The following is a 22,886-nucleotide window of genomic DNA, read 5'->3' on the forward strand; positions in this document are numbered from 1 at the left end:
TGTCTGCGGCGGGGCCGCCCGGGCGGATGGCCAGGGCTCTCCACCGGTGAATAGGAGTGTTACAACACGAAGCAACTTCCGCGCCATTGCGGTGCGGCCCGGCTGTGAGAAGCCCACTGGACGCCCTGTTCGGGGACAGACCGGCAATCCTTGCGCTCTGGGCGTGGATAAAGGCTATAATCTCCGGCTTTGCTGGCAATGCCCCGTCGGCCAAATACTAGTTACAGACGGGGAAACCGCTTTGTACGGACTTGAGGCCCGATCTCCCCAAGCCCCTCTGCAGGCACCATTTGGAAAACATTAGCTAATGACTACGATCCGCGTAAAAGAAAACGAACCCTTTGACGTTGCACTGCGCCGCTTCAAGCGCACCATTGAAAAGCTCGGCCTGCTGACCGACCTGCGCGCCCGTGAGTTCTACGAAAAGCCCACCGCCGAGCGCAAGCGCAAGAAGGCTGCTGCCGTGAAGCGTCACTACAAGCGCGTTCGCAGCATGCAACTGCCCAAGAAGCTGTACTAAGTACCGCTCTGGCACCGTCCTGATACGGAGTGCCGACAAACCCGCGCTAGGGACGCCAAGCGCGGGTTTTTGTTTTTTCGGGTTTGCAAAAAACCCCTCTGGCGTCGTTGTAGCGCCTTGCCGTAGCGAGACTACTGTCTGCGGCACTACGCCTAGCCAGAGGGGCTTTTTGCAAACCCTAAGTCCCTGCCTGACCCACACAAAGACAAAGGAAAAGCCTCATGAGCCTCAAGGACCAGATCACCGAAGACATGAAAACCGCCATGCGCGCCAAGGACAGCGAGCGCCTGGGCACCATCCGCCTGCTGCAGGCCGCGATGAAGCAGAAGGAAGTGGACGAGCGCATCACCCTGGACGATGCCGCCGTGGTCGCCATCGTGGACAAGCTGATCAAGCAGCGCAAGGACTCCATCACCGCCTTTGAAGGCGCTGGCCGCCAGGACCTGGCCGACAAGGAAAAGGCCGAGATGGCGGTGCTGCAGGCCTACCTGCCTGAGCGCATGTCGGCCGAGGAAACGCTGGCCGCTGTGAAGGCCATCGTGGCTGAGGTGGGCGCATCGGGCCCTGGCGACATGGGCAAGGTGATGGGTGTGGTCAAGACCCGCCTGGCGGGCAAGGCCGACATGGGCCAGGTGTCGGCTGCGGTGAAGGCCGCGCTGGCGGGCTGATCGCCCCTGCGGTCGAGCCGATGGCACGACCGGTATCTTTTTGATAGCTGCTAGCGCTTGTAGCACGGGCGCTTGCAGCTATTTTTGCTTCAACCTGGGGCGTTTGCACCCGCTCCGGCCTCTGCGCCCCGCACCGCCCACCCGGCGCGGAAATACGCCTGCAGAAACTCCACGCACACCCGCACCTTGGCCGAGCGCTCCAGCCGCGTGGGGTAGACGGCCCACACATTCGCCTCCTGCTGCCACTGCGGCAGCACCTGCACCAGGCGTCCCGCCTGCAGGTGCGCGCCCACATCCCACAGCGAGCGCAGTACCACACCGCGCCCATCCACCGCCCACTGCACGGCCATCTCGCCGTTGTTGGCTGACAGCGGGCCGCGCACCTTGACCGATTCTTCCTGTGCGCCGCTGCGCAGGCGCCACACGCCAAAGGGGTGGTCGCGCTCCTTGATCACCAGGCAGTCGTGCGCCGCCAGGTCGGCCACCGTGCGCGGCGTGCCCTTGCGCTGCAGGTAGGCGGGCGCCGCACACAACACGCGGTGGTTGTCGGCCAGGCGGCGGGCAATGAGGTGCGGCGCAATCTCGTCGCCCACGCGCACATCCAGATCAAACCCTTCACCCGCCACATCCACCAGCCGGTCGAACACCTCCAGCCGCACCTGCAGCCCCGGGTGCTGTTCCACCAGCCGTGACAGCGCGGGCGCCACGATCTGGCGGCCAAAGCCGAAGCTGCTGCTCACCCGCAGCAACCCGCGCGGCTCGCTGCGCGTCACCGCCACCTCCTGCATCAGCTGCTCCATGTCGTCCAGAATGCGCTGCGCCCAGTGGAAGACGCGCTCACCCTCCTCCGTCACCGCCACGCGGCGGGTGGTGCGATGCAGCAGCTTGACCTGCAAGTCCTGCTCCAGCAGGCGAATACGCTTGCTGACGTAGGCGGGTGAAGTCCCCAGCTCGGTGGCAGCGCCGCCAAAGCTCGCCTTGCGCACCACGGCCGTGAACACGCGCAGGTCTTCCGCTGCAGGATTTTTATGCACGAAGTGTGAATGATGAAGCCACAGTTGGCGGATTGTAGTTATCGGCAGCGCTGGAAACAATGCACGCCATACCGCTGGCTGCGCCCTGCAGCCGCATCCCCGACGCCATTGCAAGGACCACTTGATGACCTCTTCCGCCCCCGCCAAAACCTACCGCATCGCCCTCATCGCCGGAGACGGCATTGGCAAGGAGGTGATGCCCGAAGGCCTGCGCGTGGTGTTGGCCGCTGCCAAACGCTTTGGCATCGCGCTCGAAACCACCACCATCGACTGGGCCAGCTGCGACTACTACGCGGCCCACGGAAAAATGATGCCGGACGACTGGAAAGCACAGCTGTCGGGCATGGACGCCATCTTCTTCGGCGCCGTCGGCTGGCCTGCCACCGTGCCCGACCATGTGTCCCTCTGGGGTTCGCTGCTCAAGTTTCGCCGCGAATTCGACCAGTACATCAACCTGCGCCCTGTGCGCTTGTTCGAGGGCGTGCCCTGCCCCCTGGCCGGCCGAAAGCCCGGCGACATCGACTACTACGTGGTGCGCGAGAACACCGAGGGTGAATACACCTCGCTGGGTGGCGTGATGTACGAAGGCACCGACCGCGAGATCGTGATCCAGGAGTCGGTCTACTCCCGCCACGGCGCCAACCGCCTTTTGAAGTTCTCCTTTGACCTGGCCCAAAGCCGCTCCAAAAAGCACGTCACCCTGGCCACCAAAAGCAACGGCATCGCCATCAGCATGCCCTGGTGGGACCAGCGCGCTGACGACGTGGCCCAAGGCTACCCCGAGGTCACGCTGGACAAGCAGCACATCGACATCCTCACCGCCCGCTTCGTGCTGCAACCCGGCCGCTTCGACGTGGTGGCTGCCACCAACCTGTTCGGCGACATCCTGAGCGACCTGGGCCCCGCCACCACCGGCACCATTGGCCTGGCCCCCTCGGCCAACCTGAACCCCGAGCGCCACTTCCCCAGCCTGTTCGAGCCCGTGCACGGCTCAGCGCCGGACATTTACGGCAAAAACATCGCCAATCCGATTGCGATGATCTGGTCGGGTGCGCTGATGCTGGACTTCCTTACCCACGGCCAGGGCGCAGGTCGGCAGGCGCACGATGCGATCGTGAGCGCCATTGACGAGACGATCAAGGACGGGCCACGCACGCCGGACCTGGGCGGCACGGCCAGCACGACGCAGGTGGGTGAGGCCGTCGCGGCGAGAGTGAGTGCACAGACCGAATGACGGCTGGCGGCCAGTCGCTCCTGAATTGATAGCTGTCAGCGCATGAACTACCTGCGCTACACACACATTTCATTCAAAAATGGCTCTCACCCTCCTCCTGGAGGCACCTTGAACTGCTCGGTGACGCGCTGCTCGGCACGCGCCGCAGCAGCCGCCAGACGGTCCCTGGCGTTGCGCGCGCCCGCCATGGCTCCCTGCAGGGCGCGCAGAACAAAGACCACGGCAACCGATCGCGCGGGTCGCTGGCGGCCCACCAGGTGGGGATTGGAAACGGCTCTGGCAGCGGTGGTGGAGGAATGCGGGTGTTTCATGGCCCCGCAATGCTCTCGCCGGGCTTACCATCTGTAAAGTTGAATTCAATGACGATTCACTTCACAAATCCTGATGCGTAACCTCAACCTCGACCAGCTGCAGACCCTGATCGCCATCGCCGACCTGGGCACCTTTGCGGCTGCCGCGCAGGCGTTGCACCTCGCGCCGCCCACGGTGAGCATGCACATCAAGGAACTGGAATCGCGCCTGGGCGCCGAGCTGGTGGTGCGCGGGCGGCGGCAGGCCGACCTCACCCCCGCTGGCGAGGTGCTGGTGCGCGAAGGCCGCCAGCTGTTGCTGGCCAGCGATGACCTGGTGGAACGCGTGCGGCGCCACGCGTCGGGCCGCGAAGGCATGGTGCGGGTGGGCGTGTCGGCGGGCGTCAGCACCCGGCTGCTGCCGCGCATGCTGGAGGCGCTGGCGGTGCGCAGCCCGGGGGTGGAAATCCGCCTGGAGGCCGTGGGCTCGGCCGAGTCGATGCAGCGCCTCAAGGCGGGCACGTTGGACATTGCCATCGTCGCCAGCCCCCAGCCCCCGCTGGCCGAAGTCAAGCAAACACCCTGGCGCAACGACCCCATGGTGGCCCTGCTGCCCGCCGCGTGGGAGGCACCCGACCGTATCGGCCCCGACTGGCTGGCCCGCCGCCGCTGGGCATCCTTTGCGCCCGCCACGCAGATGCACGGGCTGATCGCCAACTGGTTTGGCCAAGCGGGGCATCACCCGCGCCCGTTTCTGGCGCTGAGCTACCCCGGCGCCCTCAAAAGCCTGGCCGTGGCCAGCCAGTGTGCCGCCTTGCTACCGATGGAAGAGGTGGAAGACCTGCAGGGCACGCCCGGCGTGCAGATCCGCCCCCTGCAGCCGCCGCTGATGCGCCCCATGGCCGTGGCGCACCGCCACCAGCCGCCGCCCTCCCCGGCGGTGGAGGGCGTGCTGGAGTTGCTGGCGGAATTTGCGGATTTCGCAGAGTGATGGCGGAGCACACCGCGCGCCGTCACGCGGGCGGCAAGCCCTGGGCAGGCCGGGCAGAAGACCCGGCAGCAAGCCGCTGCAGGTAGGGCTGCACGAACAGGTACAACCCCGTCAACAACAGCAGCGCCAGCGGCGGCAGGGGCGCATAGGTCACCCAGTCCGGCGGGTTGCCTCCCCTCTGAGCACGGACCACAAAATTGGCGATGACGGCCAGGGCGTGTCACCCTTCAATTCCCCCACGCGAAAGCCATCCAGGCCGTGCAGTGCTAGGCGCCCTGAGTGCCGTGTAGCCCCGCTACACAAGCGAAGGACAACGACGCAATGCGCGGCCTGGATGGCTTTCCCTTCGGGCTGGCTGCGCAATGCGGCGTCTGCTTTGTCAGGTGGCTTGCCAATAGCCAGCTATTGGCTGCGCCCCCCTTCGCGCATCCATCCGCATTGCGCGGCCAGCGCGCGGGGGAATTGAAGGGTGGCACGCCCTGGCGTGAACGCCATCGACACCCAGCGATGAAACCGCCGGATGCCCGCACCGGCGCTCATTGCGCACCTCCAGCGGCCAGCTGGATCATCTTCCAGCCGTTGCCCGCCGGGTCGCGAAAGCCTGCGTCCACATTGCCGTACCGGTCCACGGGCTCCTGTGTGAACTCCACGCCCAGATCCCGCAGCCGGGCATAGTCGGCGCGGCAGTCCGCAACATGAAGCACCAGCGCAGGCATGGCACCTTTGGCCACCATCGCGCGCAAAGTTTGCGCTGTGGCTTCATCATGGATCGGTGGGCCGGGCCTGAACAAGCCCAGCTGAAAGCCTGGCTGGTCAGGGTGCTGCACCGTCAGCCAGCGGTAGGGCCCGTTGCGCACGTCCGTGTGCACGCGAAACCCGAGCTTGCCCACGTAAAACGCGAGCGCTTCATCATGGTCGTCCACATACACGCCCACCACACCAATGCCTTGGTTCGTCGTCATCAGATCTCCTGGTTTGTTGCTGATGTCGGCTTTGTACCTGCGGCCTGGCGGCGGCGCTTCTCCGAAACTGCGGTGATGAGGTCGGGACGTTGCGCAGCCTTCAAAACGCAGACGGGTACCTTGTCCAGTGCCTCCACAGTGGCATGGGCCTGCTGGCGCACCACACTGGGGCTGTGCCCCGTGATGTCACGGAAGGTGCGCCCAAAGGTGCCCAGGCTCTCCCAGCCTGTGGCAAACGCGATCTCGGTGATGGGCAGGTCCGTGTCTCGCAGCAGCGTGGTGGCTTGCTCGATGCGGCGTGTCAGCAGGTAGCGGTGGGGCGGGATGCCAAAGGCCTGCCGGAAGGACCGGGCGAAATGCGCCTCCGAGACGCCGCTCACCTCCGCCAGCCGCTGGACTGGCCAGGCCTCGTGCGACGCAGCGTCCATGTGGTCCTTGGCGCGCAACAGGCGGCGCAAAAGCGCCGGGTCTTGGGGCGCAATCGGGTGGGCGGCTTCGCCTTTGACTGGGGGCTTCGGGGGCACGGAGGGCATGGTGGGTGCAGCATATCGCCTGTCTGGCGGCACTCCTGCACCGCCGGTACAGAGGCAGGCAAGACTTGCGAGGCACCACAGGTGAACACAAGCACCGTGAACAAAGTCACCGTCTTCGCGATGGGCCTCACCCGCTGCGGGTGCTGCCGAGACAAGGGCATGGAATCATCGCGGCATCGCCCGTCGATGGCCGCCCGGCCGTCGGCAGCCCCCATCATTCATCTCTTCGCGAACCATCCACCATGAAGCGTCTTCTCATCCTGGGAGCCACGGGCTCCCTCGGCCGCCACGTGCTGCAGCAGGCTGTGGCAGCCGGCCACCAGGTATCGGTCATCGTGCGCAACCCCGCCAAGCTGCCCCCGGACCTGCGGTCACGCATCACGGTGCACCCTGTGGACCTGGGCACGGTAGCCACCGGCGCTTTGGCCGACTTGGTTCGGGGCCACGAGGCACTGATCAACTGCGCGGGGCTGGTCACCGAAGGCCGCGCATTTGTCGATCTTGTGGACCGCGTTGTTTCCAGTGTGGAATCCCTGGCGCCTTCCGAGCGGCCGATCTGCTGGTTCATGGCGGGCGCCGCCGTGCTCGACATCGGCCAGACAGGCCGCCGGGGGGTTGAACTGCCCAAGGTGCGCGACACCTATTGGCCGCACCGGAAGAACTTTGAGCGCCTGAACACGTCCCCCATTGACTGGCGGCTGCTGTGCCCCGGGCCGATGGTGGACCAAGCCGCGCTCGGCATCGACCGGCTGCGCATTGCTGCGGACCAGCTGCCGGTCTCTATGCCGTCCTTTGCAGGCAGGCTCCCCAGCCCGCTGTTGCTATTGCTCTTTGCGTCGAAGGTGCCGCAGATGATCGTGCCCTATGCCGATGCAGCGGCGCTGATGCTGGCCCATCTTGCGCCCCGGGGCGCGATGTCCCGGCACCGCGTGGGCCTCGCGCTGCCCGTGGGCATGCGCGGCAAGAAAGACACCTGGGCGGCCAAGCCCCGCAGTGCCAGCTGACGCCGACATCCATGAAAAAAGGCCCTCGCAGTCACGAGGGCCTGGGGGGACAGGAAAGCTGCCGAAACTTGTCTCACATCAGCAACTTGCAGCATCCGCCTGCGGCAGCCATAAAGATCAGCTGCCCGCCACCTTCATGCGGTTGACCAGGATGGAGCCCACCGTCTTGGCGCCGTAGTTGTAGGCATCCGCGCCCACGGCCTCGATGCCCTTGAGCATGTCTTTCAGGTTGCCCGCGATGGTGATCTCGTGCACCGGGAAGGCGATCTTGCCGTTCTCCACCCAGAAGCCGCTGGCGCCGCGCGAATAGTCGCCCGTCACGTAGTTCACGCCCTGGCCCATCAGCTCCACCACAAACAGGCCGGTGCCCAGCTTTTGCAGCATGGCGTCCAGGTTGTCGCTGGCCTGCGTGAGGCGCGAGGTCATCACCAGGTTGTGCGAGCCCCCGGCGTTGCCGGTGGTCTTCATGCCCAGCTTGCGGGCCGAGTAGCTCGACAGGAAATAGCCTTCCACCCGACCGCCTTTGACGACCTTGCGCGGCGCCACGCGCACGCCTTCCTCGTCAAACGGCGAGCTGCCCTTGCCGCCCAGAATGAACGGGTCTTCGAGGATGTCGATGTGCTTGGGGAAGACCATCTTGCCCAGCGAGTCGAGCAAGAAGCTGCTCTTGCGGTACAGCGAGCCGCCACTGATGGCCTGCACAAAACCGCCCAGCAGGCCTGAGGCCAGCGTCGATTCAAACAGCACGGGGCACTGTGTGGTGGGGATCTTGCGGCTGCCCAGGCGGCTCAGCGCGCGCTGCGCTGCGTAGCGGCCCACGGCCTCGGGCGATGCCAGGTCGGCCGCATTGCGCATGGAGCTGTACCAGGCATCGCGCTGCATCTCGCCGTTCTTGCCGGGCAGCGAAGCGATGGGTGCCACCGAGAAGCTGTGGCGCGAACTGGCATAGCCGCCGCGAAAGCCGCGCGTGTGAGCGCTGAAGAAATGGCTTTGCTGGGCCGACACGCCCGCGCCTTCGCTGTTGGTGATGCGGCGGTGCGTCTTGAATGCGGCGGCTTCGCAGGCCATGGCCATCTCTGCAGCCTCTTCGCTGGTGATGGCCCAAGGGTGGAAGAGTTGCAGGTCGCGGTGCGTGTCAGCAGGCGCGATGTCGTCGGCATCGGGCAGACCAGCCACGGGATCTTCGGCCGTGAAGCGGGCGATGTCGTAGGCCGCCTGCACGGTCTGCTCGATCGCCTTGGTCGAAAAGTCTGACGTGCTCGCGTTGCCCCGGCGGTGGCCGATGTAGACCGTCACGCCCAGCGACTTGTCGCGGTTGCGCTCCACGTTCTCCAGCTCGCCCTTGCGCACGCTGACCGAGAGGCCGCAGCCTTCGGACGCCTCAGCGCCTGCATCGGTGGCGCCCAGCTTTTTGGCATGCGCCAGGGCGCGGTCCACCAGCTCTTCAAAAAACGGGCGGCTGTAGCTGAAGCCGCTGTCAGGGGTGCGAGAGGTGGCGGCTGCGGGCGCGGCGGTCAGCGCGCCAGGGGTGCGCGGGGCGCGGTTGGAGGGTTTGTTCATAGCGGCAGCTATGATACTTGCCACTGTGGCGCGCTCTGCGCCACTCGTTTTTTGCCCCCACCACCCATGTCACGCAAACCCAAAAAAGGCTACTTTGTGCGAGGCCAGTTCGTTGCCGAAGGCAGCGAACTGGACATCCAGCTCAAGGCCGAACTCAAAGGCACGCCCGATGCCAGCCGCACCGATCTCAAGCGCGAGAGCGATGAACTGCAGGACCTGGGCAAGGAGTTGCTGACCCTGCGCGCCGACCTGTTCGACGCCGTGGGCCTGCCCGACAAGCTGGTGGAGGCGCTGGCCGAGGCCAAGCGCATCACCAACTTTGAAGGCAAGCGCCGCCAGATGCAGTACGTGGGCAAGCTCATGCGCAAGCTCGAACCCGAGCTGGTGCAGGCCGCCCGACAGGCCCTGGAAGAGCAGCACAAGGGCTCTGCCACCGAAAAGCTGCAGCTGCACCTGGCCGAACAATGGCGCGACCGCCTGATCGCCGATGACGACACGCTGGCCGCCTGGATGGCCGAGCACCCCACCACCGACACCCAGCAGCTGCGCGCGCTGATCCGCCAGGCTCGCAAGGACGCACAGCCCGCAGGCAAAGAGGCCAATGTCCAGGTCTCGCAAGGCCTGGCGCCCCGCAAGGGCCGTGCGTACCGCGAGCTGTTCCAGCTGGTGCGCGAGCACCTGGGCGGCACCGGCACGGCAGATGCCGGCGACACCGACGAGGACAACGACGATGAGTGAAGCCGTCCACGACGCCGTCAAGATCGGCATCGTCTCCATCAGCGACCGCGCCAGCACTGGCGTTTATGAAGACAAGGGCCTGCCCGCACTGCAGGACTGGCTCACGCGTGCGCTGCACAACCCCATCACCTTCGAGCCGCGTCTGATCCCCGATGAACAGGCCGGCATCAGCGCCACGCTGATCGAGTTGGTGGACGCCGGTTGCGCGTTGGTGCTGACCACGGGTGGCACCGGCCCCGCACTGCGCGATGTAACGCCCGAGGCCACGCTGGCTGTGGCGCACAAGGAGATGCCCGGCTTTGGCGAGCAGATGCGCCAGATCAGCCTGAAGTTCGTTCCCACGGCCATCCTCTCGCGCCAAGTGGCAGTGATCCGTGGAAACAGCCTCATCATCAATCTGCCCGGCCAGCCCAAGGCGATTGCCGAGACACTGGAGGGACTGAAGGACGCCGACGGCAAGCAGATCGTGCCGGGCATCTTTGCTGCAGTGCCCTACTGCATCGACCTGATCGGCGGGCCTTACCTGGAAACGCGCGATGAGGTGTGCAAGGCGTTCCGGCCCAAGACGGCGATTCGCGCACCGCGCACATCCATCTGATCGCCGGACAGCCCGACACTGTGGCGCTATACGCTTTCTCAGTACGCATCGGTAGCAGTTCGGACCTGCTATGAAATACCTCTGGCTTGTCCATCTGCCGCTGCTGGTCCTGCTTGGCTACCTGTACTGGCGAAACCGCAGCATGAAACAGCGGCAGGATGCGCTGGTGCAAGGCCTGAAGGGGCAGCACTACTGGCGCATCAATCTGGCACGGCCTGGTTTCTATAAGAGCTGGCTGCGCATCATGCCGTTTGAAGCCAAGGGTGTGCTGATTGACGACGGCGAGACACTGCGCATCAAAGGTTTCTGGCTGAAGGGCCACCGCCCATTCGAATCGTCTATCGACAAGGCCAGCGCCAGCGTGCAATGGCTTGGTAACCGGCACCTGCGCGCGGGCAACCTGTATTGGGCCGAGCTGAACACCCCGCGCGGGGCGCTGTTGTTTTGTGCGGATACCGGCATGTACGCGCTGCCTTCGCGCGAGGCGCTGTCAGACATATTTCGCAGCGCCTTCCCGGACTACGCACTTGACGAGCAACAGACCACGGACTTTGCCCTGGAGAAGAACCCCCGCAGCATCAGCATGGTGGCCGCGTTCTTCGCGCTTTTCCTTTTCAGCCTGATCGACACCTTCGTCATCAGCCGCTTCGAACTGACCGATGCGCAGTTGCTGAACATGCTGGTAAGCCCCCTGCTACCACTGGGCGCAGCTGCTGGGGCCGGCGTTCTGCTGCTGTCGTGCTACCTCTTCATGAACCGCGGGGGAGTCCCCGCCCGGGAATCCATGGTGGTGGGCACCTTCGTCGCCCTCGCGGCGCTGGGCGCTGCACTGCCCGCCGCCAAGCGCGTGGACCAATGGCTTGCAGACGGACCGACGCAGGCCTATACCTACCGCGTGACTTCCGCCACGCGGCTGGAACCGGTCGACCTGTCCCTGGGCCTGCCCCGCATGTACTTCCCGCGCGCACGGGAGTACTGGGATCAGTTTCCCCCAGGCAGTGACTACCAGATACCTTTTCTGCGGGGCCCTCTGGGACTGTGGCAACTCGACCATGCCGCTTTTGATCCGCCGCTGATCGCCTTCTACGAGAAGCGATAGCCGCAGGTGTCGCGGCGGCCCAGCACCCAACTCGCTGCAGGCCTACTTGCCCACCAACTCGTTGAGCTTGCCCGCCTCGAACTGCTCCTTAATCGCCGCGTCGCAAGGCACGCAGTCCTTGGCCTGCTGGTTGGCGGCCGAGAGTTTTTCGATGGCCTGCCACAGCAGCGCAATCTGATGCTCTTGCGATGAGGCGTTGTCGATCAAGCCGCGCATGGCCTGCGACAGTGGGTCGTCTTCCTGCGTAATGCCATAGGCGGTGAACTTGCGCGCCGGCTGGGATTCGGTCACGTCGGCACTCTGCCCCTCTTTGGACGGGATGATGCGCGCCGGGATACCCACCGCCGTGGCGCCTGCAGGCACCGGCTTGATGACCACGGCGTTGGAGCCGATCTTGGCACCATCACCCACCTCAAAGCCACCCAGCACCTTGGCGCCCGCGCTCACCACCACGTCCTTGCCCAGCGTGGGGTGGCGCTTGGTGCCCTTGTACAGCGAAGTGCCGCCCAGCGTCACGCCCTGGTAGATGGTGCAGCCATCGCCGATCTCGGCGGTCTCGCCCACCACCACGCCCATGGCATGGTCAAAGAACACGCGCTCGCCGATCTTGGCGCCGGGATGGATCTCGATGCCGGTGAACCAGCGCGCAAAGTGCGAGATGAAACGCCCCAGCCACTTGAGGCCGTGGTGCCAGCACCAGTGCGCGGGGCGGTGCAGCCAGATCGCGTGCAGGCCCGGATAACAGGTGATCACCTCCCACGTGCTGCGCGCGGCAGGATCGCGGTCGAGGATGCACTGGATATCGGAGCGCAGGCGGGCGAGCATTGGTTGTTATGGTTATTTGTAAATGGGCTGCACAGTCTATCGTTTCGCCTGCGCCGTCTCGATCATGGCTTTGGCGACACCTCTCAAGATGTGGATTTCCTCGGGGCTGAGCTGCGCGCGGTTGAAAAGCTGGTTAAGGCGGGGCATGAGCTTCTTGGGCGCGGCCGGGTCCAGGAAGCCGATGGAGGTGAGCGCCTGCTCCCAGTGGCCCAGCATCCCCGCCACCTGCGCCGCGTCGGCCAGCGCGCGCGGCGGGGTGGCGTCCTGCACCGCAAAACCGCCCAATGCCTGGCGCCATTCGTAGGCGATCACCTGGATGGCTGCTCCCAGGTTGAGCGAGCCGAAACCCGGGTTGGTGGGAATCGACAGCGCTACATGGCAGCGGTACACGTCTTCGTTGGTCATGCCGAACCGCTCGGACCCGAAGAGAAAGGCCACGCCGGCTTGCGGGGCCGCGCCCGGGTCTGCAGGGGTGTCGCCGGATGAATTTGAAGGGTTTTGGGCCTCTTGCGCTAGTGCTTCATGCCTGAGCAGCTCACTTTTTAATAGCATTTCAAAGTGGGCACGTGGCGCGGCCGTGGGCGGGCCGAAGTCGCGGGGCGTCATGGCCGTGGCGCACAAGTGGCTCATGCCGTCCAGGGCCTCGTCCAGCGTGGCGACGATGCGAGCGTTGTTCAGCACATCGAGGGCGCCGCTGGCGCGCTGGATGGTTTCCTCGCGCCGCAGCACGTTGGCCCAGCGTGGACCGACCAGCACCAGGTCGTCAAACCCCATGGTTTTCATGGCGCGGGCGGCGGCGCCCACATTGCCGGCGTGGCTGGTGTTGATCAGGACAAAACGGGTCTTCATGGACGGGCGGGGCGAGAGGGAGAAAGCGGCCGGTTAGGCAAAAAAGGGCTCTGCGGGTAAAATCCTGCCCTCTATTGTCGCCGCCCGCATCGCCGGGACGGGTCGGACCTCCCCGCTCATCCTGTACGCAGACGCCCGCGCCACCCTGGCCGTGCGCTGCCAACCACCACAATTTATGTCGTCTACTCTGCACCCCATGCTCAACGTGGCCATCAAGGCTGCACGCGCCGCCGGCGCCATCATCAACCGCGCGGCCCTGGACGTGGAATCGGTGCGGATCTCGCAAAAGCAGATCAATGACTTTGTGACCGAGGTGGACCACGCCTCCGAAAAGATCATTATCGAGACGCTGCTGACGGCATACCCCGGCCACGGCATCCTGGCGGAAGAGTCGGGCAAGGAATACGGCGCCAGGGATTCGGAGTTCGTCTGGATCATCGACCCGCTGGACGGCACCACCAACTTCATCCACGGCTTCCCTGTGTACTGCATCAGCATTGCGCTGGCCGTGAAGGGCAAGATCGAGCAGGCCGTGGTGTACGACCCCACCCGTAACGACCTGTTCACCGCCACCAAGGGCCGCGGCGCCTTCCTGAACGAGCGCCGCATCCGCGTGAGCAAGCGCACCCAGCTCAAGGACTGTCTGATCTCCACAGGCTTCCCTTTCCGCCCCGGCGACAACTTCAAGAGCTACCTGAACATGATGGCCGACGTGATGCAGCGCACCGCCGGCCTGCGCCGCCCCGGCGCCGCTGCGCTGGACCTGGCCTATGTGGCTGCGGGCTTCACCGACGGCTTCTTTGAAACGGGTCTGTCGATCTGGGACGTGGCAGCGGGCTCGCTGCTGGTGACTGAGGCCGGCGGCCTGGTGGGCAATTTCACGGGCGAAGCCGACTTCCTGGAGCAGCGCGAGTGCCTGGCGGGCAACCCCCGCGTGTACGGCCAGCTGGTGCCCATCCTGGGCAAGTACAGCAAGTTTGCGAGCGCTGGCGACAAGGCGGCTGTGCGCCAGGCGGCTGCGGCCGATGCGCCAGCCACCGAGACCCAAGACACTAACGAAGGCGCGGATGCAGCAGAACCAGCCGCCCCGCAGGCCGACGCCGCCAAGGGCGAAGACGCGCCGTTCTGATCTTCCGTGCCCTCGCCCTTCGGGGCGAGGCGCTAGGCGGGGTCTGGATATTTCTGCGCAATGCTGCGGAAGTCTTCCGCAATGTCCACAAACGCATCCACCATGTCGGGGTCGAAGTGGGTACCCTTGCCCCGCACGATGGTGCTGCAGGCCTGGTCGTGCGAAAACGCGGGCTTGTACACCCGCTTGCTAATGAGCGCGTCGTACACGTCGGCCACGGCCATCAGGCGGGCCGACACCGGGATGGCATCGCCCGCCAAGCCCTGCGGGTAGCCGGAGCCGTCCCACTTTTCCTGGTGGCTGTAGGCGATCTCCTTGGACACGCTCAAAAACGCCACGCGCATGCCCAGGCGCCGCTCGGCCTCTTCGATCGCGTCGCGGCCCAGCGTGGTGTGGGTCTTCATCACCTCAAATTCTTCCACCGTGAGCTTGCCGGGCTTGAGCAGGATGCTGTCGGGGATGCCGATCTTGCCGATGTCGTGCAACGGCGCCGACTTGTAGAGCAGCTCGATCATGCGGTCGTTGAGCAGATGCTCAAAACGGGGGTGATGGCGCAGGCGCTCGGCCAGCGTCTTCACATACAGCTGGGTGCGGCGGATGTGGTTGCCGGTTTCGTTGTCACGCGTCTCGGCCAGAGAGGTCATGGCCATGATGGTCACGTCCTGGATGGCCTGCACCTCCAGCGTGCGCATGGCCACCTCGCGCTCCAGATAAGCGCTTTTGTCGCGCAGGAAATCAGCCGTGGCCTTGAGCGCCAGGTGGGTGTTGACGCGGGCCAGCAGGATGGGCGGGCTGATGGGTTTGGTGATGTAGTCCACCGCGCCCAGCGCCAGTCCCATGCGCTCGTCGTCGGTGTCGGAGCGCGCCGTGAGGAAGATCACCGGGATGTCGCGCGTGGCGGGTGCCTCCTTCAGGCGGCGGCAGACCTCGTAGCCATCCACCTCAGGCATCATGATGTCCAGCAGGATCAGATCGGGCGGCGTGGCCGACTGGGCAATCTTGAGCGCCTTCTCACCGTGGTTCGCCACCTTGACCAGGTAGTGCTCGCGCAGCAGGCTGCCCATGAGGGTGAGGTTTTCGGGCGTGTCGTCCACCACGAGCACGGTGGCAATCGGCTTTTCTACCAAGGTCGCCGGGCTAGAGGCAAAAGGCGCGTTGTCCATGCAAATGTCCTGCGTAAGTGCCGTTCAGGGGGATTCGAGGGCGGTGGATTCGGAGCCAGGCACCGCAGCCATGGCCTCCAGTGCCTGCTCGAAATCAAAGTTCAGGGTGTGCTTTTCAACAGCCTGGAAAGCGCTCCCCAGCGCCGCCTTGAGCACCACACCATTGTGTTGGAAAAATTCAGTGGCTGCAGGATCGTCCTGCTCCAGCAAGTGGCGCAAATGGTGTTCGGCCTCGGCGGGCGTCATGCCCGGCCCAGATACGCCCGCAGATCGCGCCATACCGGGCTCCGCTGCCGCTTGCCCCTGCACCGCTTGCAGCACCCAGTCCTGAAGCCCCTGCAGCAGCGGCTGTAGCGCAGCGCGCAGCTCCGCCAGCAACGGCACGATGGCCTCGTTGCCATGGCGAAAGCGCAGCGCGTGCTCCAGCGCCTGCGCGCGGTCCGACACGGCCTGCGCGCCAATGTTGGCGGCCACCGACCGCAGCGTGTGGGCCAGGCGCTCGGCCAGCGCTACGTCATACACCGCGAGGGCGCGCTGCAGCTCTGGCAGCACCGGGGCCTGCCCTTGTACAAAGCGGCGCAGCATCTCGGCATACAGACCCGTCTTGCCCAACGCACGCTGCAGGCCCAGGTTGGTGTCCAGGCCCGGCAGATCAGGAACATCTACCGGTAGCCAGCCTGCGGCCGTTGCACTGGCGGCCCCTGCCGCCACCGATGCCGCCACTGGCGCCGCATTGCTGCGCACGGGTGGTACCGCGGCACCCAGCCCCTCGCGGGGGCGAATCCATCGGGCCAGCGCAGCCCACAGGGCCGCAGGCTCGATGGGCTTGGCCACATGGTCGTTCATGCCGGCCGCAAAGCAGCGCTGCCGGTCCGCCTCCATGGCGTTGGCCGTCATCGCGATGATGGGCAACTGCGCATAACGCGGGTTGCCGCGCAGCAGGCGCGTGGCGGTCTCGCCGTCCATGACGGGCATCTGCATGTCCATGAGCACGGCGTCGTAGTGCTTGCGCTCAATGTGGTCGATGGCGATCTGCCCGTTTTCTGCCACGTCCACGGCGAAGCCCGCGTCCAGCAGCAGCTCCATCGCCACCATCTGGTTGAGCGCGTTGTCCTCGACGAGCAGCACGCTGGCGCCCCGGATGTCCAGGGGCAGTTCATCGGCCGCAGGGGCGGGGGTGACCGCACGGCGTCGCTCCGAGCCCGATGCCTCCAGCGGCTGCATCAGGGTGTCGAACAGCAGCGAGGCATTGACGGGCTTGATGAGCACGGTTTCAATGCCCTGCGCACGTGCGGCCCGCATCACGTCCTCGCGCCCGTAGGCAGTCACCATCAGCATCTGCGGCACCTTGGGCATGCCCAGGCTGCGGATGTGGCCGGCCAGCTCCACGCCATCCATGCCCGGCATGTGCCAGTCCAGCAGCAACAGCCCAAACGGCTGCTGATGGGCCATGGACTCGCGCAGCCGGTCCAGCGCCTCCAGGCCCGAATGCGCCTGTTCCACCACAAAACCCATGGCTTGCAGCATGTCGGACAGCACCGTGGCCGCCGTGTGGTTGTCGTCCACCACCAGCACCCGGGTGCCCCGCAGGTCGGGCGGTGGCAGCAGCACCCGCGCCGGCGCGCCGCGCTCCAGCGGCACCGACACCCAGAAGGTGGAACCCTTGCCAAAGCGGCTTTCCACGCCCACCTCGCCGCCCATCAGCTCGGCCAGGCTCTTGCAGATCGCCAGCCCCAGGCCGGTGCCGCCGTAGCGGCGCGTGGTGGAGGTGTCCGCCTGCTGGAAGCTCTGGAACAGGCGCGCCATCTGCTCGTCGGTGAGCCCGATGCCGGTGTCACGCACCTCGAAACGCAGCCGCACCTGGTTTCCCATCTCCTCCACCAAACGCACGGCAATGCTGATCTCGCCCGACTCCGTGAACTTGATGGCGTTGTTGGCGTAGTTGATGAGGATCTGGCCCAGGCGCAGCGCGTCGCCCACCAGGTTGGGGGGCACGTCGCTGGCCACATCGCAGACCAGCTCCAGTCCCTTGGCTCCGGCCTTGTAGCCCACCACGTCGGACACGCTTTCGAGCATGCGGTCCAGCAGGAACGGCTGGCGCTCCACCACCAGCTTGCCCGCCTCGATCTTGGAGAAGTCCAGGATGTCGTTGATAACGCCCAGCAGGTGCTGGCCCGCCTGCTGGATCTTGCTCACATAGTCATGCTGGCGCGGGCTCAGGCCCGACTTGAGCGCCAGATGCGACATGCCGATGATCGCGTTCATCGGCGTGCGGATCTCGTGGCTCATGTTGGCCAGGAAGTTGGACTTGAGCGCAGTGGATTCCTCGGCCAGCTCCTTGGCGCGCCGCAGTTCCTGTTCAGCGCGCTGGCGGTCGGTGATGTCCACAAAGGTGCCGATGGTGCCGCCCGCCGTGCCATCCGGGCGAGCAAAGCCATGCAGCCAGAACAGCGTGTGGTGCAGCTCACCGTCGGCATACGGCAAGTCGACCTCACGGTGCACCTTGCGCTCGCCTTCCATGGCCTGTACCGCGTCCTGCTCGAAGCGCGTGCGGGTCTCTTGCGGCAGGTAGTCCAGGTCCATCACCGTCTTGCCGATGAGCGCCTCGCGCGTCACCCCGAAGGCCTGCTCGTAGGCACGGTTCACCCCGATGTACCGCCCGTCTGCCCCTTTGTAGAACAGGGGCACGGGGATGGCATCGATCAGCGCCTGCTGGAAATCCAGCTGCCCCGCCACCTGTTCCTCCAGGAGCTTCTGATCGTGGATATCCACGTTGACCCCCACCACCCGCACGGGCTGGCCCTGGGCGTTGCGGAAAATGCGTGCGGCCTCCAGGAACCAGCGCACCTCTCCGTCCGGGCGCACGATGCGCCAGGAGTCGCGCAGGTAATCCTCGGTGCCAGCCAGGCAGCTGTCGAAATAAGCGCCCGCCTGGTCGCGGTCCTCGGGATGCAGGCAGTTGAGCCAGAAGTCTCGTCCGTCGGGCTGGGTGCCGGGCGGCAGCCCCATCATCTGCGCCAGCTTGTCGGACCAGACGATTTCGCCGGTGACCAGGTTCAGGTCGAACACCCCGATCTTGCCCGCCTCCTGCGCCAGCTCCAGGCGCTCCTGGGCCTGCTGAATGACTTGTTCTGCGCGCCGCTGTTCGCTGACGTCTTCAATCACCCAGATCGAGGCGGTGCCAAAGTCGTCCATCTTCAGGCTGCGGCCCGCCAGGCGTGCCTCGAACCGGGTGCCATCCAGCCGGTACAGCGTCGCGGTCTCGCGCAGCGCCTGGCCCGACGCCAATGCGGGCGTGACGCGGGCGGTGAACAGGTCGGCATGGCCCGCACCACCGAACAGCACCGACACACCGAGCCCCAGCAGCTGGGATGCCGTGCCGCCCATGAGGTCCACAAACGCCGGGTTGAACTGGCGGAACTGCCCATCGCACACCAGCACGATGGGCGGCGCGTTGTCGAAGATGGCGGTCTGTTGCTCCAACAGTTCGTTGAGCAGGCGCTCGCGGCGCTCCAGCTCCTTTTGCGCCTGGATGCGCTCGGACACGTCCTCGTGCAAACCCACAATACCGATGCGCTTGCCACGCCCGTCAAACACGGGGGACAGCGTGGCCTCGTCGTGGTAGATGCTCCCGTCCTTGCGCCGGTTGACGAACTGGCCTTGCCAGGATTTACCCGACAGCAGTGCCGACCACATCAGTTGGTAGGTCTGCGCGGGCGTCTGGCCGCTGGCCACCAGGGAGGGCTTTTTGCCCCGCACCTCGTCGAGCGAATACCCGGTGTTGCGCTCGTACTGGGGGTTGACCCAGTCGATGCGGCCGTCGCCGTCGGTGATCACCACCGACACGGGGCTGCTCTCCAGCGCGGTCCCCAGCACCCGGAAGCGCTCCAGCGCGCTGGCCACCCGCGCGCGGCTGCGCAGCAAGTCCAGCAGCAACAGGCCCAGCAGGCAAAACAGCACAAAGGCCACAGCCCCGATGCGGGCGCGCTGTGATAACGTCATCAAGGCGCTGATGTCGTCCAGCGCCACCAGTTGCCACTCACCGGTCGGGTCGTGCCAGTCGATGGCCCGGCGCTCGACCGCATGGGGTACCCCATTGATCTGCACCTCACCCGCATCGGCCGCAAACGGCAGCGCAGACGCCACGCCGTTGTCAAAGTGGCGGCCGAACTGACGCGTGGCCCGGATGGCGTCGATACGCGCCTGCGTGAGCGGCGGTGCCACCGCAAACTGCCATTCGGGCCGGGTGGCTGCAAATGCCACACCCTGCGGCGACAGCAACACCATGGGCAGGCCCGCGCGCTTGAGCAGCAGGTCCACCGGCTCAAAGCCCACCTTGAACATCACCACGCCGATGATGTTGCTCGAAGGCGTGTCGCTCTCGTACAGCGGCGCCGCGTAGTACAGCCCGCGCTCCTGGGTGTTGCTGCCAATGGCCGCATACACGCTGGTCGCGCCCTGGATGGCCTGCTGGAAATAGGGGCGAAACGCGAGGTTCAAGCCCGTGGACCTTTCGCCCGGCGTCTCATGGGCCACCACGGTGCCGTCTGCCGACATGACATACACGCCCTGCACCAGAAAGCGCCCCCGCGCCACGGCCAGGCGGGACAGTGCTTCGGGGTGATCGGGGGGCAAGCGGCCCAGCGCCATGTCCTTGAGCAGCGGCTCGCTCAGCCCCATCAAAGACACCGCCCCCAGCATGGAGCCACCGGTGGTCTGTGCTTGCAAGGTGTCTGCCGTTTGCTGCAACAAGCGAGAGCGTTCGGCAGACCGTTCGCCGGCACGCCAGTGTTGCGCCCCCTGCACCACCAGCACTGCGCCCATCAATGCGAGGACTATGACCAGCAGCAAGCCACGCAGGCCTGGCGCTTTGCGGTCCAGAAGCTTGTCAAACCACATGCCTACGTCCTCGCCACGCGGGCCCCCTGCCCTGTTGGCCCACTACTGTCAGCCTGCGGGGTCCAGCAATGCATCGATAGTCTCCGCCGGCCCGGGCCTTCCAAACAGATACCCCTGGAACCCCTCGCACCCGTGCAGCCTCAGGAACGACAGCTGCCCCGTCGTCTCCACCCCCTCGGCCACCACCTCCAGGTCCAGGCTCTTGGCCAGCGCCAGGATGGTCCGAACTATCGCCGCGTCGTTCGGGTCCGTCAGCACGTCCCGCACGAAGCTCTGGTCGATCTTCACCTGGTCCAGCGGCAGGCGCTTGAGGTAGCTCAGGCTAGAGTAGCCGGTGCCGAAGTCGTCCAGCGCAAAGCCCACGCCTTCGCTTTTGAGTTGCACCATGCGTGCGATGGTGTCTTCGATGTCTCCCAGCAGCAGGCTTTCGGTGAGTTCGAGTTTGAGCTGCCGGGGGTCGGCGTTGTGGTTCTTCAAGGTTTGCAGCACTTCGGCCACGAAGCCCGGTTGCCGAAATTGGCGGGCGCTGACGTTCACGGAGATGGACAGGTGGGCGGTGTCCGGGTGTTGGCTCCAGCGCTGCAGTTGTTCGCAGGCGGTCTGGAGCACGTATTGGCCCAGGGGGAGGATGAGGCCGGTCTGTTCTGCCAGGGGGATGAAGTCGGCCGGGCTGATCATGCCGCGCTGGGGGTGGCGCCAGCGCACGAGGGCTTCTGCGCCCAGCAGGCGGGCGTGGTGGTCGACCACAGGCTGGTAGTGCACGAGCAGCTCGCCCCGGGCCAGGCCCTGGCGCAGGTCGGCTTCGAGGTTGGAGCGGGCGTTCACCGCTGCCTGCATGTCGGGGTCGAAGAATCTCTGGGTGTTGCGGCCTGCGGCTTTGGCCTGGTACATGGCCAGGTCGGCGCGCTTCAAGAGTTCGTCCACGGTGAGGCGTTCGTCGCCAAAGAGGGTGATGCCGATGCTGGGGGTGCTGTAGTGCTGGGCGCCGTCCAGGTTGAAGGGCTGGTTCAGGCTGGCCAGGAGTTTTTCTGCGACGGTTTCTGCCTGGGTGGCGGCGTTTTGCAGGTCGGGGGCCAGGGCTTCGAGCATGACGACGAATTCGTCGCCGCCAAAGCGGGCGACGGTGTCGGCTTCGCGCACGCTGCCCACCAGGCGGGCGGCGACCTGGGCCAGGAGCTGGTCGCCCATGTCGTGGCCCAGGGTGTCGTTCAAGTCCTTGAAGTTGTCGAGGTCGATGAACAGCAGGGCGCCGAGATTGCGGGTGCGCTGGCAGGCAGCGATGGAGCGTTGCAGGCGGTCCAGGAGCAGGCGGCGGTTGGGCAGGCCCGTGAGCGCGTCGTAGAAGGCCAGGCGTTCGATTTCTTGTTCGGCCAGCTTACGGTCCGTGATATCCATGGTGAATCCATGCGACACCACCGAGCCATCGGCCTCGCGGTGCGGAATGGCATTGGTCATGTGCCAGCGCACGCTTCCGTCATTCATCCGCACACGGTATTCACACTGCCAGGGCACCAGCTTGCGCACGGACAACATGGCCGAGCGTTGCACCAGCGGCAGGTCTTCCGCAATCACGCGGTGCGAGAGCACGCCATGGTCAGCGGTCACCTCGTGGGGCTCCACACCCATGAATTCGCGCACGGCATCGCTGATGTACTGCACACTGGTGCTGCCATCGGAATGCTGCCGGTATTCGTAGATGAAGCCAGGAATGCGGCTGGCAATACGCTGGATGAACAACAGTTGCTCACGCAACTGCTCTGCAGCGCGGTGCTCGTCTGTCACGTCCTGCACCACGCCCATGACCACCTGCACACCGTCACGCGGCAGCGTGCGCTGCACGCGCGAGCGCATCCAGCGCACTTCACCGTCCGGCCGGCGCCAGCGGTACTCCACGTCCAGCCCGGACCCACGCTCGCGGATCTTGTCGAACACGTGCCGGTCTTCCGGCAGGATGCCGCTCACTGCGCGCTCGGGGTCCACCCATTCCTGCTGCTCAAACCCGGCAATATTGCACAGGCCGGGCGACCAGAGCAGCACGGTTTCGCCCGGGTCTTCAATGCGCCGCCAATGGCCGGTGCGCGCCAGACTCTCCATGGTGTTGAACACATCGGTCTGTTCGCGCAGCTCGCGCCGCACTTCTTCCAGCGCGCGTTCGGACGCGGCCAGCGACACTCGCAGATTCTCGGCCTCCGAGGCATCACGCACCGTGACCACGATGCAGTCATTCGTCACGCGGCGAGCCGACAAGTCCCAGGCCAGCAACAGCCGGCCGGGCTCGCGCACCACCTGGCGGCATTCCAGCGGTGCACCCACGCGCACCACGCCGAGCAACTGGTCCATCAAGGGTGTGTTGGCCAGCAGGTCGAACACCTCGGATGCGTCCACGCCAGGGTGCCGCACCGCGCCCAGCCCCGGCATGCGCCGGGCCGCGGCGTTGGCGGCCAGCAGCAGCAGTCGGCCGTCCTGCAGACGGAACTCCATGAGTGCCACTGGCACTGCATCCACCAGCGCTTGCAGGCGCGCCTGCGCCATGGGCTCGATGAGGCCGTCCCCGGCAGGGGCGAGGAGGTCGGTCAGCAGTTCGGACGAGATCACGGTCGCTCTGAAGCCTCTGAATCCAGGGGTTGAAACACCAATGCGCAAACGGAGGATGGCTCCGTTCAGGGTCAAGCTGCCAGCATACAGCCAAGAGTATGTCAAAACGTAACATCTTGGCAGAACGCAGTGGAATTCACCAAGGGGAAACCCGATGACCGAACTGCTACAGTCCACGCCTCATTCCTGCCACCC

The 22,886-nt window shown here is 65.6% G+C and carries 20 protein-coding genes; 9 read left to right on the top strand and 11 right to left on the bottom strand.

Going from position 1 to position 22,886, the window contains the following annotated elements; all coding sequences use genetic code 11:
• Positions 1-307: 307 nt before the first annotated feature.
• The gene (gene rpsU, locus C380_RS17525) at positions 308-520 is read left to right on the top strand and encodes a 30S ribosomal protein S21 (RefSeq protein ID WP_007833691.1); all 213 of its coding nucleotides are present in this window, start codon (positions 308-310) and stop codon (positions 518-520) included.
• Between the two features lie 221 nt (positions 521-741).
• Positions 742-1,188, top strand: a complete 447-nt coding sequence (locus C380_RS17530; RefSeq protein ID WP_015015172.1) for a GatB/YqeY domain-containing protein — start codon at positions 742-744, stop codon at positions 1,186-1,188.
• An 89-nt stretch (positions 1,189-1,277) separates the two neighbouring features.
• Here C380_RS17530 and C380_RS17535 read toward each other — a convergent pair whose 3' ends face one another.
• Positions 1,278-2,222, bottom strand: coding sequence for a LysR substrate-binding domain-containing protein (locus C380_RS17535; RefSeq protein WP_015015173.1), 945 nt, complete (start codon positions 2,220-2,222; stop codon positions 1,278-1,280).
• Positions 2,223-2,346: 124 nt separating this feature from the next.
• Between C380_RS17535 and C380_RS17540 the strand changes: the two genes are divergently transcribed.
• On the top strand, positions 2,347-3,456 hold the full coding sequence (locus C380_RS17540) for a tartrate dehydrogenase (protein ID WP_015015174.1): 1,110 nt from the start codon (positions 2,347-2,349) through the stop codon (positions 3,454-3,456).
• Between the two features lie 86 nt (positions 3,457-3,542).
• Here C380_RS17540 and C380_RS17545 read toward each other — a convergent pair whose 3' ends face one another.
• Positions 3,543-3,767, bottom strand: coding sequence for a hypothetical protein (locus C380_RS17545; protein ID WP_015015175.1), 225 nt, complete (start codon positions 3,765-3,767; stop codon positions 3,543-3,545).
• Between the two features lie 73 nt (positions 3,768-3,840).
• Between C380_RS17545 and C380_RS17550 the strand changes: the two genes are divergently transcribed.
• A complete protein-coding gene (locus C380_RS17550) occupies positions 3,841-4,737 on the top strand; it encodes a LysR family transcriptional regulator (protein WP_015015176.1) in 897 nt (298 codons plus the stop codon).
• Positions 4,738-4,759: 22 nt separating this feature from the next.
• On the opposite strand, the gene C380_RS25700 is transcribed toward C380_RS17550, so the two are convergent.
• From C380_RS25700 to C380_RS17565, 3 genes are all read right to left on the bottom strand, one after another.
• On the bottom strand, positions 4,760-4,891 hold the full coding sequence (locus C380_RS25700) for a hypothetical protein (RefSeq protein ID WP_255342782.1): 132 nt from the start codon (positions 4,889-4,891) through the stop codon (positions 4,760-4,762).
• A 382-nt stretch (positions 4,892-5,273) separates the two neighbouring features.
• The gene (locus C380_RS17560; RefSeq protein ID WP_015015177.1) at positions 5,274-5,699 is read right to left on the bottom strand and encodes a VOC family protein; all 426 of its coding nucleotides are present in this window, start codon (positions 5,697-5,699) and stop codon (positions 5,274-5,276) included.
• Entirely contained in the window at positions 5,699-6,232 is a 534-nt protein-coding gene (locus tag C380_RS17565; protein ID WP_015015178.1) for a helix-turn-helix domain-containing protein, read from the bottom strand. The genes C380_RS17560 and C380_RS17565 overlap by 1 nt, the downstream gene beginning before the upstream one ends.
• 242 nt (positions 6,233-6,474) lie before the next feature.
• On the opposite strand from C380_RS17565, the gene C380_RS17570 reads away from it, so the two are divergent.
• Positions 6,475-7,236, top strand: a complete 762-nt coding sequence (locus C380_RS17570) for an NAD(P)-dependent oxidoreductase (protein WP_015015179.1) — start codon at positions 6,475-6,477, stop codon at positions 7,234-7,236.
• A gap of 117 nt (positions 7,237-7,353) precedes the next feature.
• On the opposite strand, the gene pmbA is transcribed toward C380_RS17570, so the two are convergent.
• A complete protein-coding gene (pmbA, locus tag C380_RS17575; protein ID WP_015015180.1) occupies positions 7,354-8,796 on the bottom strand; it encodes a metalloprotease PmbA in 1,443 nt (480 codons plus the stop codon).
• A 66-nt stretch (positions 8,797-8,862) separates the two neighbouring features.
• Here pmbA and yjgA point away from each other — a divergent pair, with 66 nt between their 5' ends.
• The 3 genes from yjgA to C380_RS17590 all read left to right on the top strand — a co-directional run bounded on the left by yjgA (position 8,863) and on the right by C380_RS17590 (position 11,231).
• On the top strand, positions 8,863-9,534 hold the full coding sequence (yjgA, locus tag C380_RS17580) for a ribosome biogenesis factor YjgA (RefSeq protein ID WP_015015181.1): 672 nt from the start codon (positions 8,863-8,865) through the stop codon (positions 9,532-9,534).
• On the top strand, positions 9,527-10,132 hold the full coding sequence (mog, locus tag C380_RS17585) for a molybdopterin adenylyltransferase (protein ID WP_015015182.1): 606 nt from the start codon (positions 9,527-9,529) through the stop codon (positions 10,130-10,132). The genes yjgA and mog overlap by 8 nt, the downstream gene beginning before the upstream one ends.
• A gap of 70 nt (positions 10,133-10,202) precedes the next feature.
• A complete protein-coding gene (locus C380_RS17590) occupies positions 10,203-11,231 on the top strand; it encodes a hypothetical protein (protein ID WP_015015183.1) in 1,029 nt (342 codons plus the stop codon).
• 42 nt (positions 11,232-11,273) lie between these two features.
• Here the strand turns inward: C380_RS17590 and cysE are convergent, their stop codons facing one another.
• The gene (gene cysE / locus C380_RS17595) at positions 11,274-12,056 is read right to left on the bottom strand and encodes a serine O-acetyltransferase (RefSeq protein ID WP_015015184.1); all 783 of its coding nucleotides are present in this window, start codon (positions 12,054-12,056) and stop codon (positions 11,274-11,276) included.
• A 36-nt stretch (positions 12,057-12,092) separates the two neighbouring features.
• A complete protein-coding gene (locus C380_RS17600) occupies positions 12,093-12,905 on the bottom strand; it encodes an RNA methyltransferase (protein WP_015015185.1) in 813 nt (270 codons plus the stop codon).
• A 175-nt stretch (positions 12,906-13,080) separates the two neighbouring features.
• On the opposite strand from C380_RS17600, the gene C380_RS17605 reads away from it, so the two are divergent.
• The gene (locus tag C380_RS17605; protein WP_043565586.1) at positions 13,081-14,034 is read left to right on the top strand and encodes an inositol monophosphatase family protein; all 954 of its coding nucleotides are present in this window, start codon (positions 13,081-13,083) and stop codon (positions 14,032-14,034) included.
• A 32-nt stretch (positions 14,035-14,066) separates the two neighbouring features.
• Here the strand turns inward: C380_RS17605 and C380_RS17610 are convergent, their stop codons facing one another.
• The 3 genes from C380_RS17610 to C380_RS17620 are packed head-to-tail and all read right to left on the bottom strand — an operon-like array spanning position 14,067 to position 22,691.
• Positions 14,067-15,197, bottom strand: a complete 1,131-nt coding sequence (locus tag C380_RS17610; protein ID WP_015015187.1) for a two-component system response regulator — start codon at positions 15,195-15,197, stop codon at positions 14,067-14,069.
• 24 nt (positions 15,198-15,221) lie between these two features.
• Positions 15,222-20,096, bottom strand: a complete 4,875-nt coding sequence (locus tag C380_RS17615) for a PAS domain S-box protein (RefSeq protein ID WP_015015188.1) — start codon at positions 20,094-20,096, stop codon at positions 15,222-15,224.
• 48 nt (positions 20,097-20,144) lie between these two features.
• Positions 20,145-22,691 (bottom strand): bifunctional diguanylate cyclase/phosphodiesterase, encoded by a 2,547-nt coding sequence (locus C380_RS17620; RefSeq protein WP_015015189.1) that lies wholly within the window; start codon positions 22,689-22,691, stop codon positions 20,145-20,147.
• Between the last annotated feature and the right edge of the window lie 195 nt (positions 22,692-22,886).

This window comes from Acidovorax sp. KKS102 (assembly GCF_000302535.1).
In the GTDB taxonomy this organism is placed as follows: Bacteria; Pseudomonadota; Gammaproteobacteria; order Burkholderiales; family Burkholderiaceae_C; genus Acidovorax.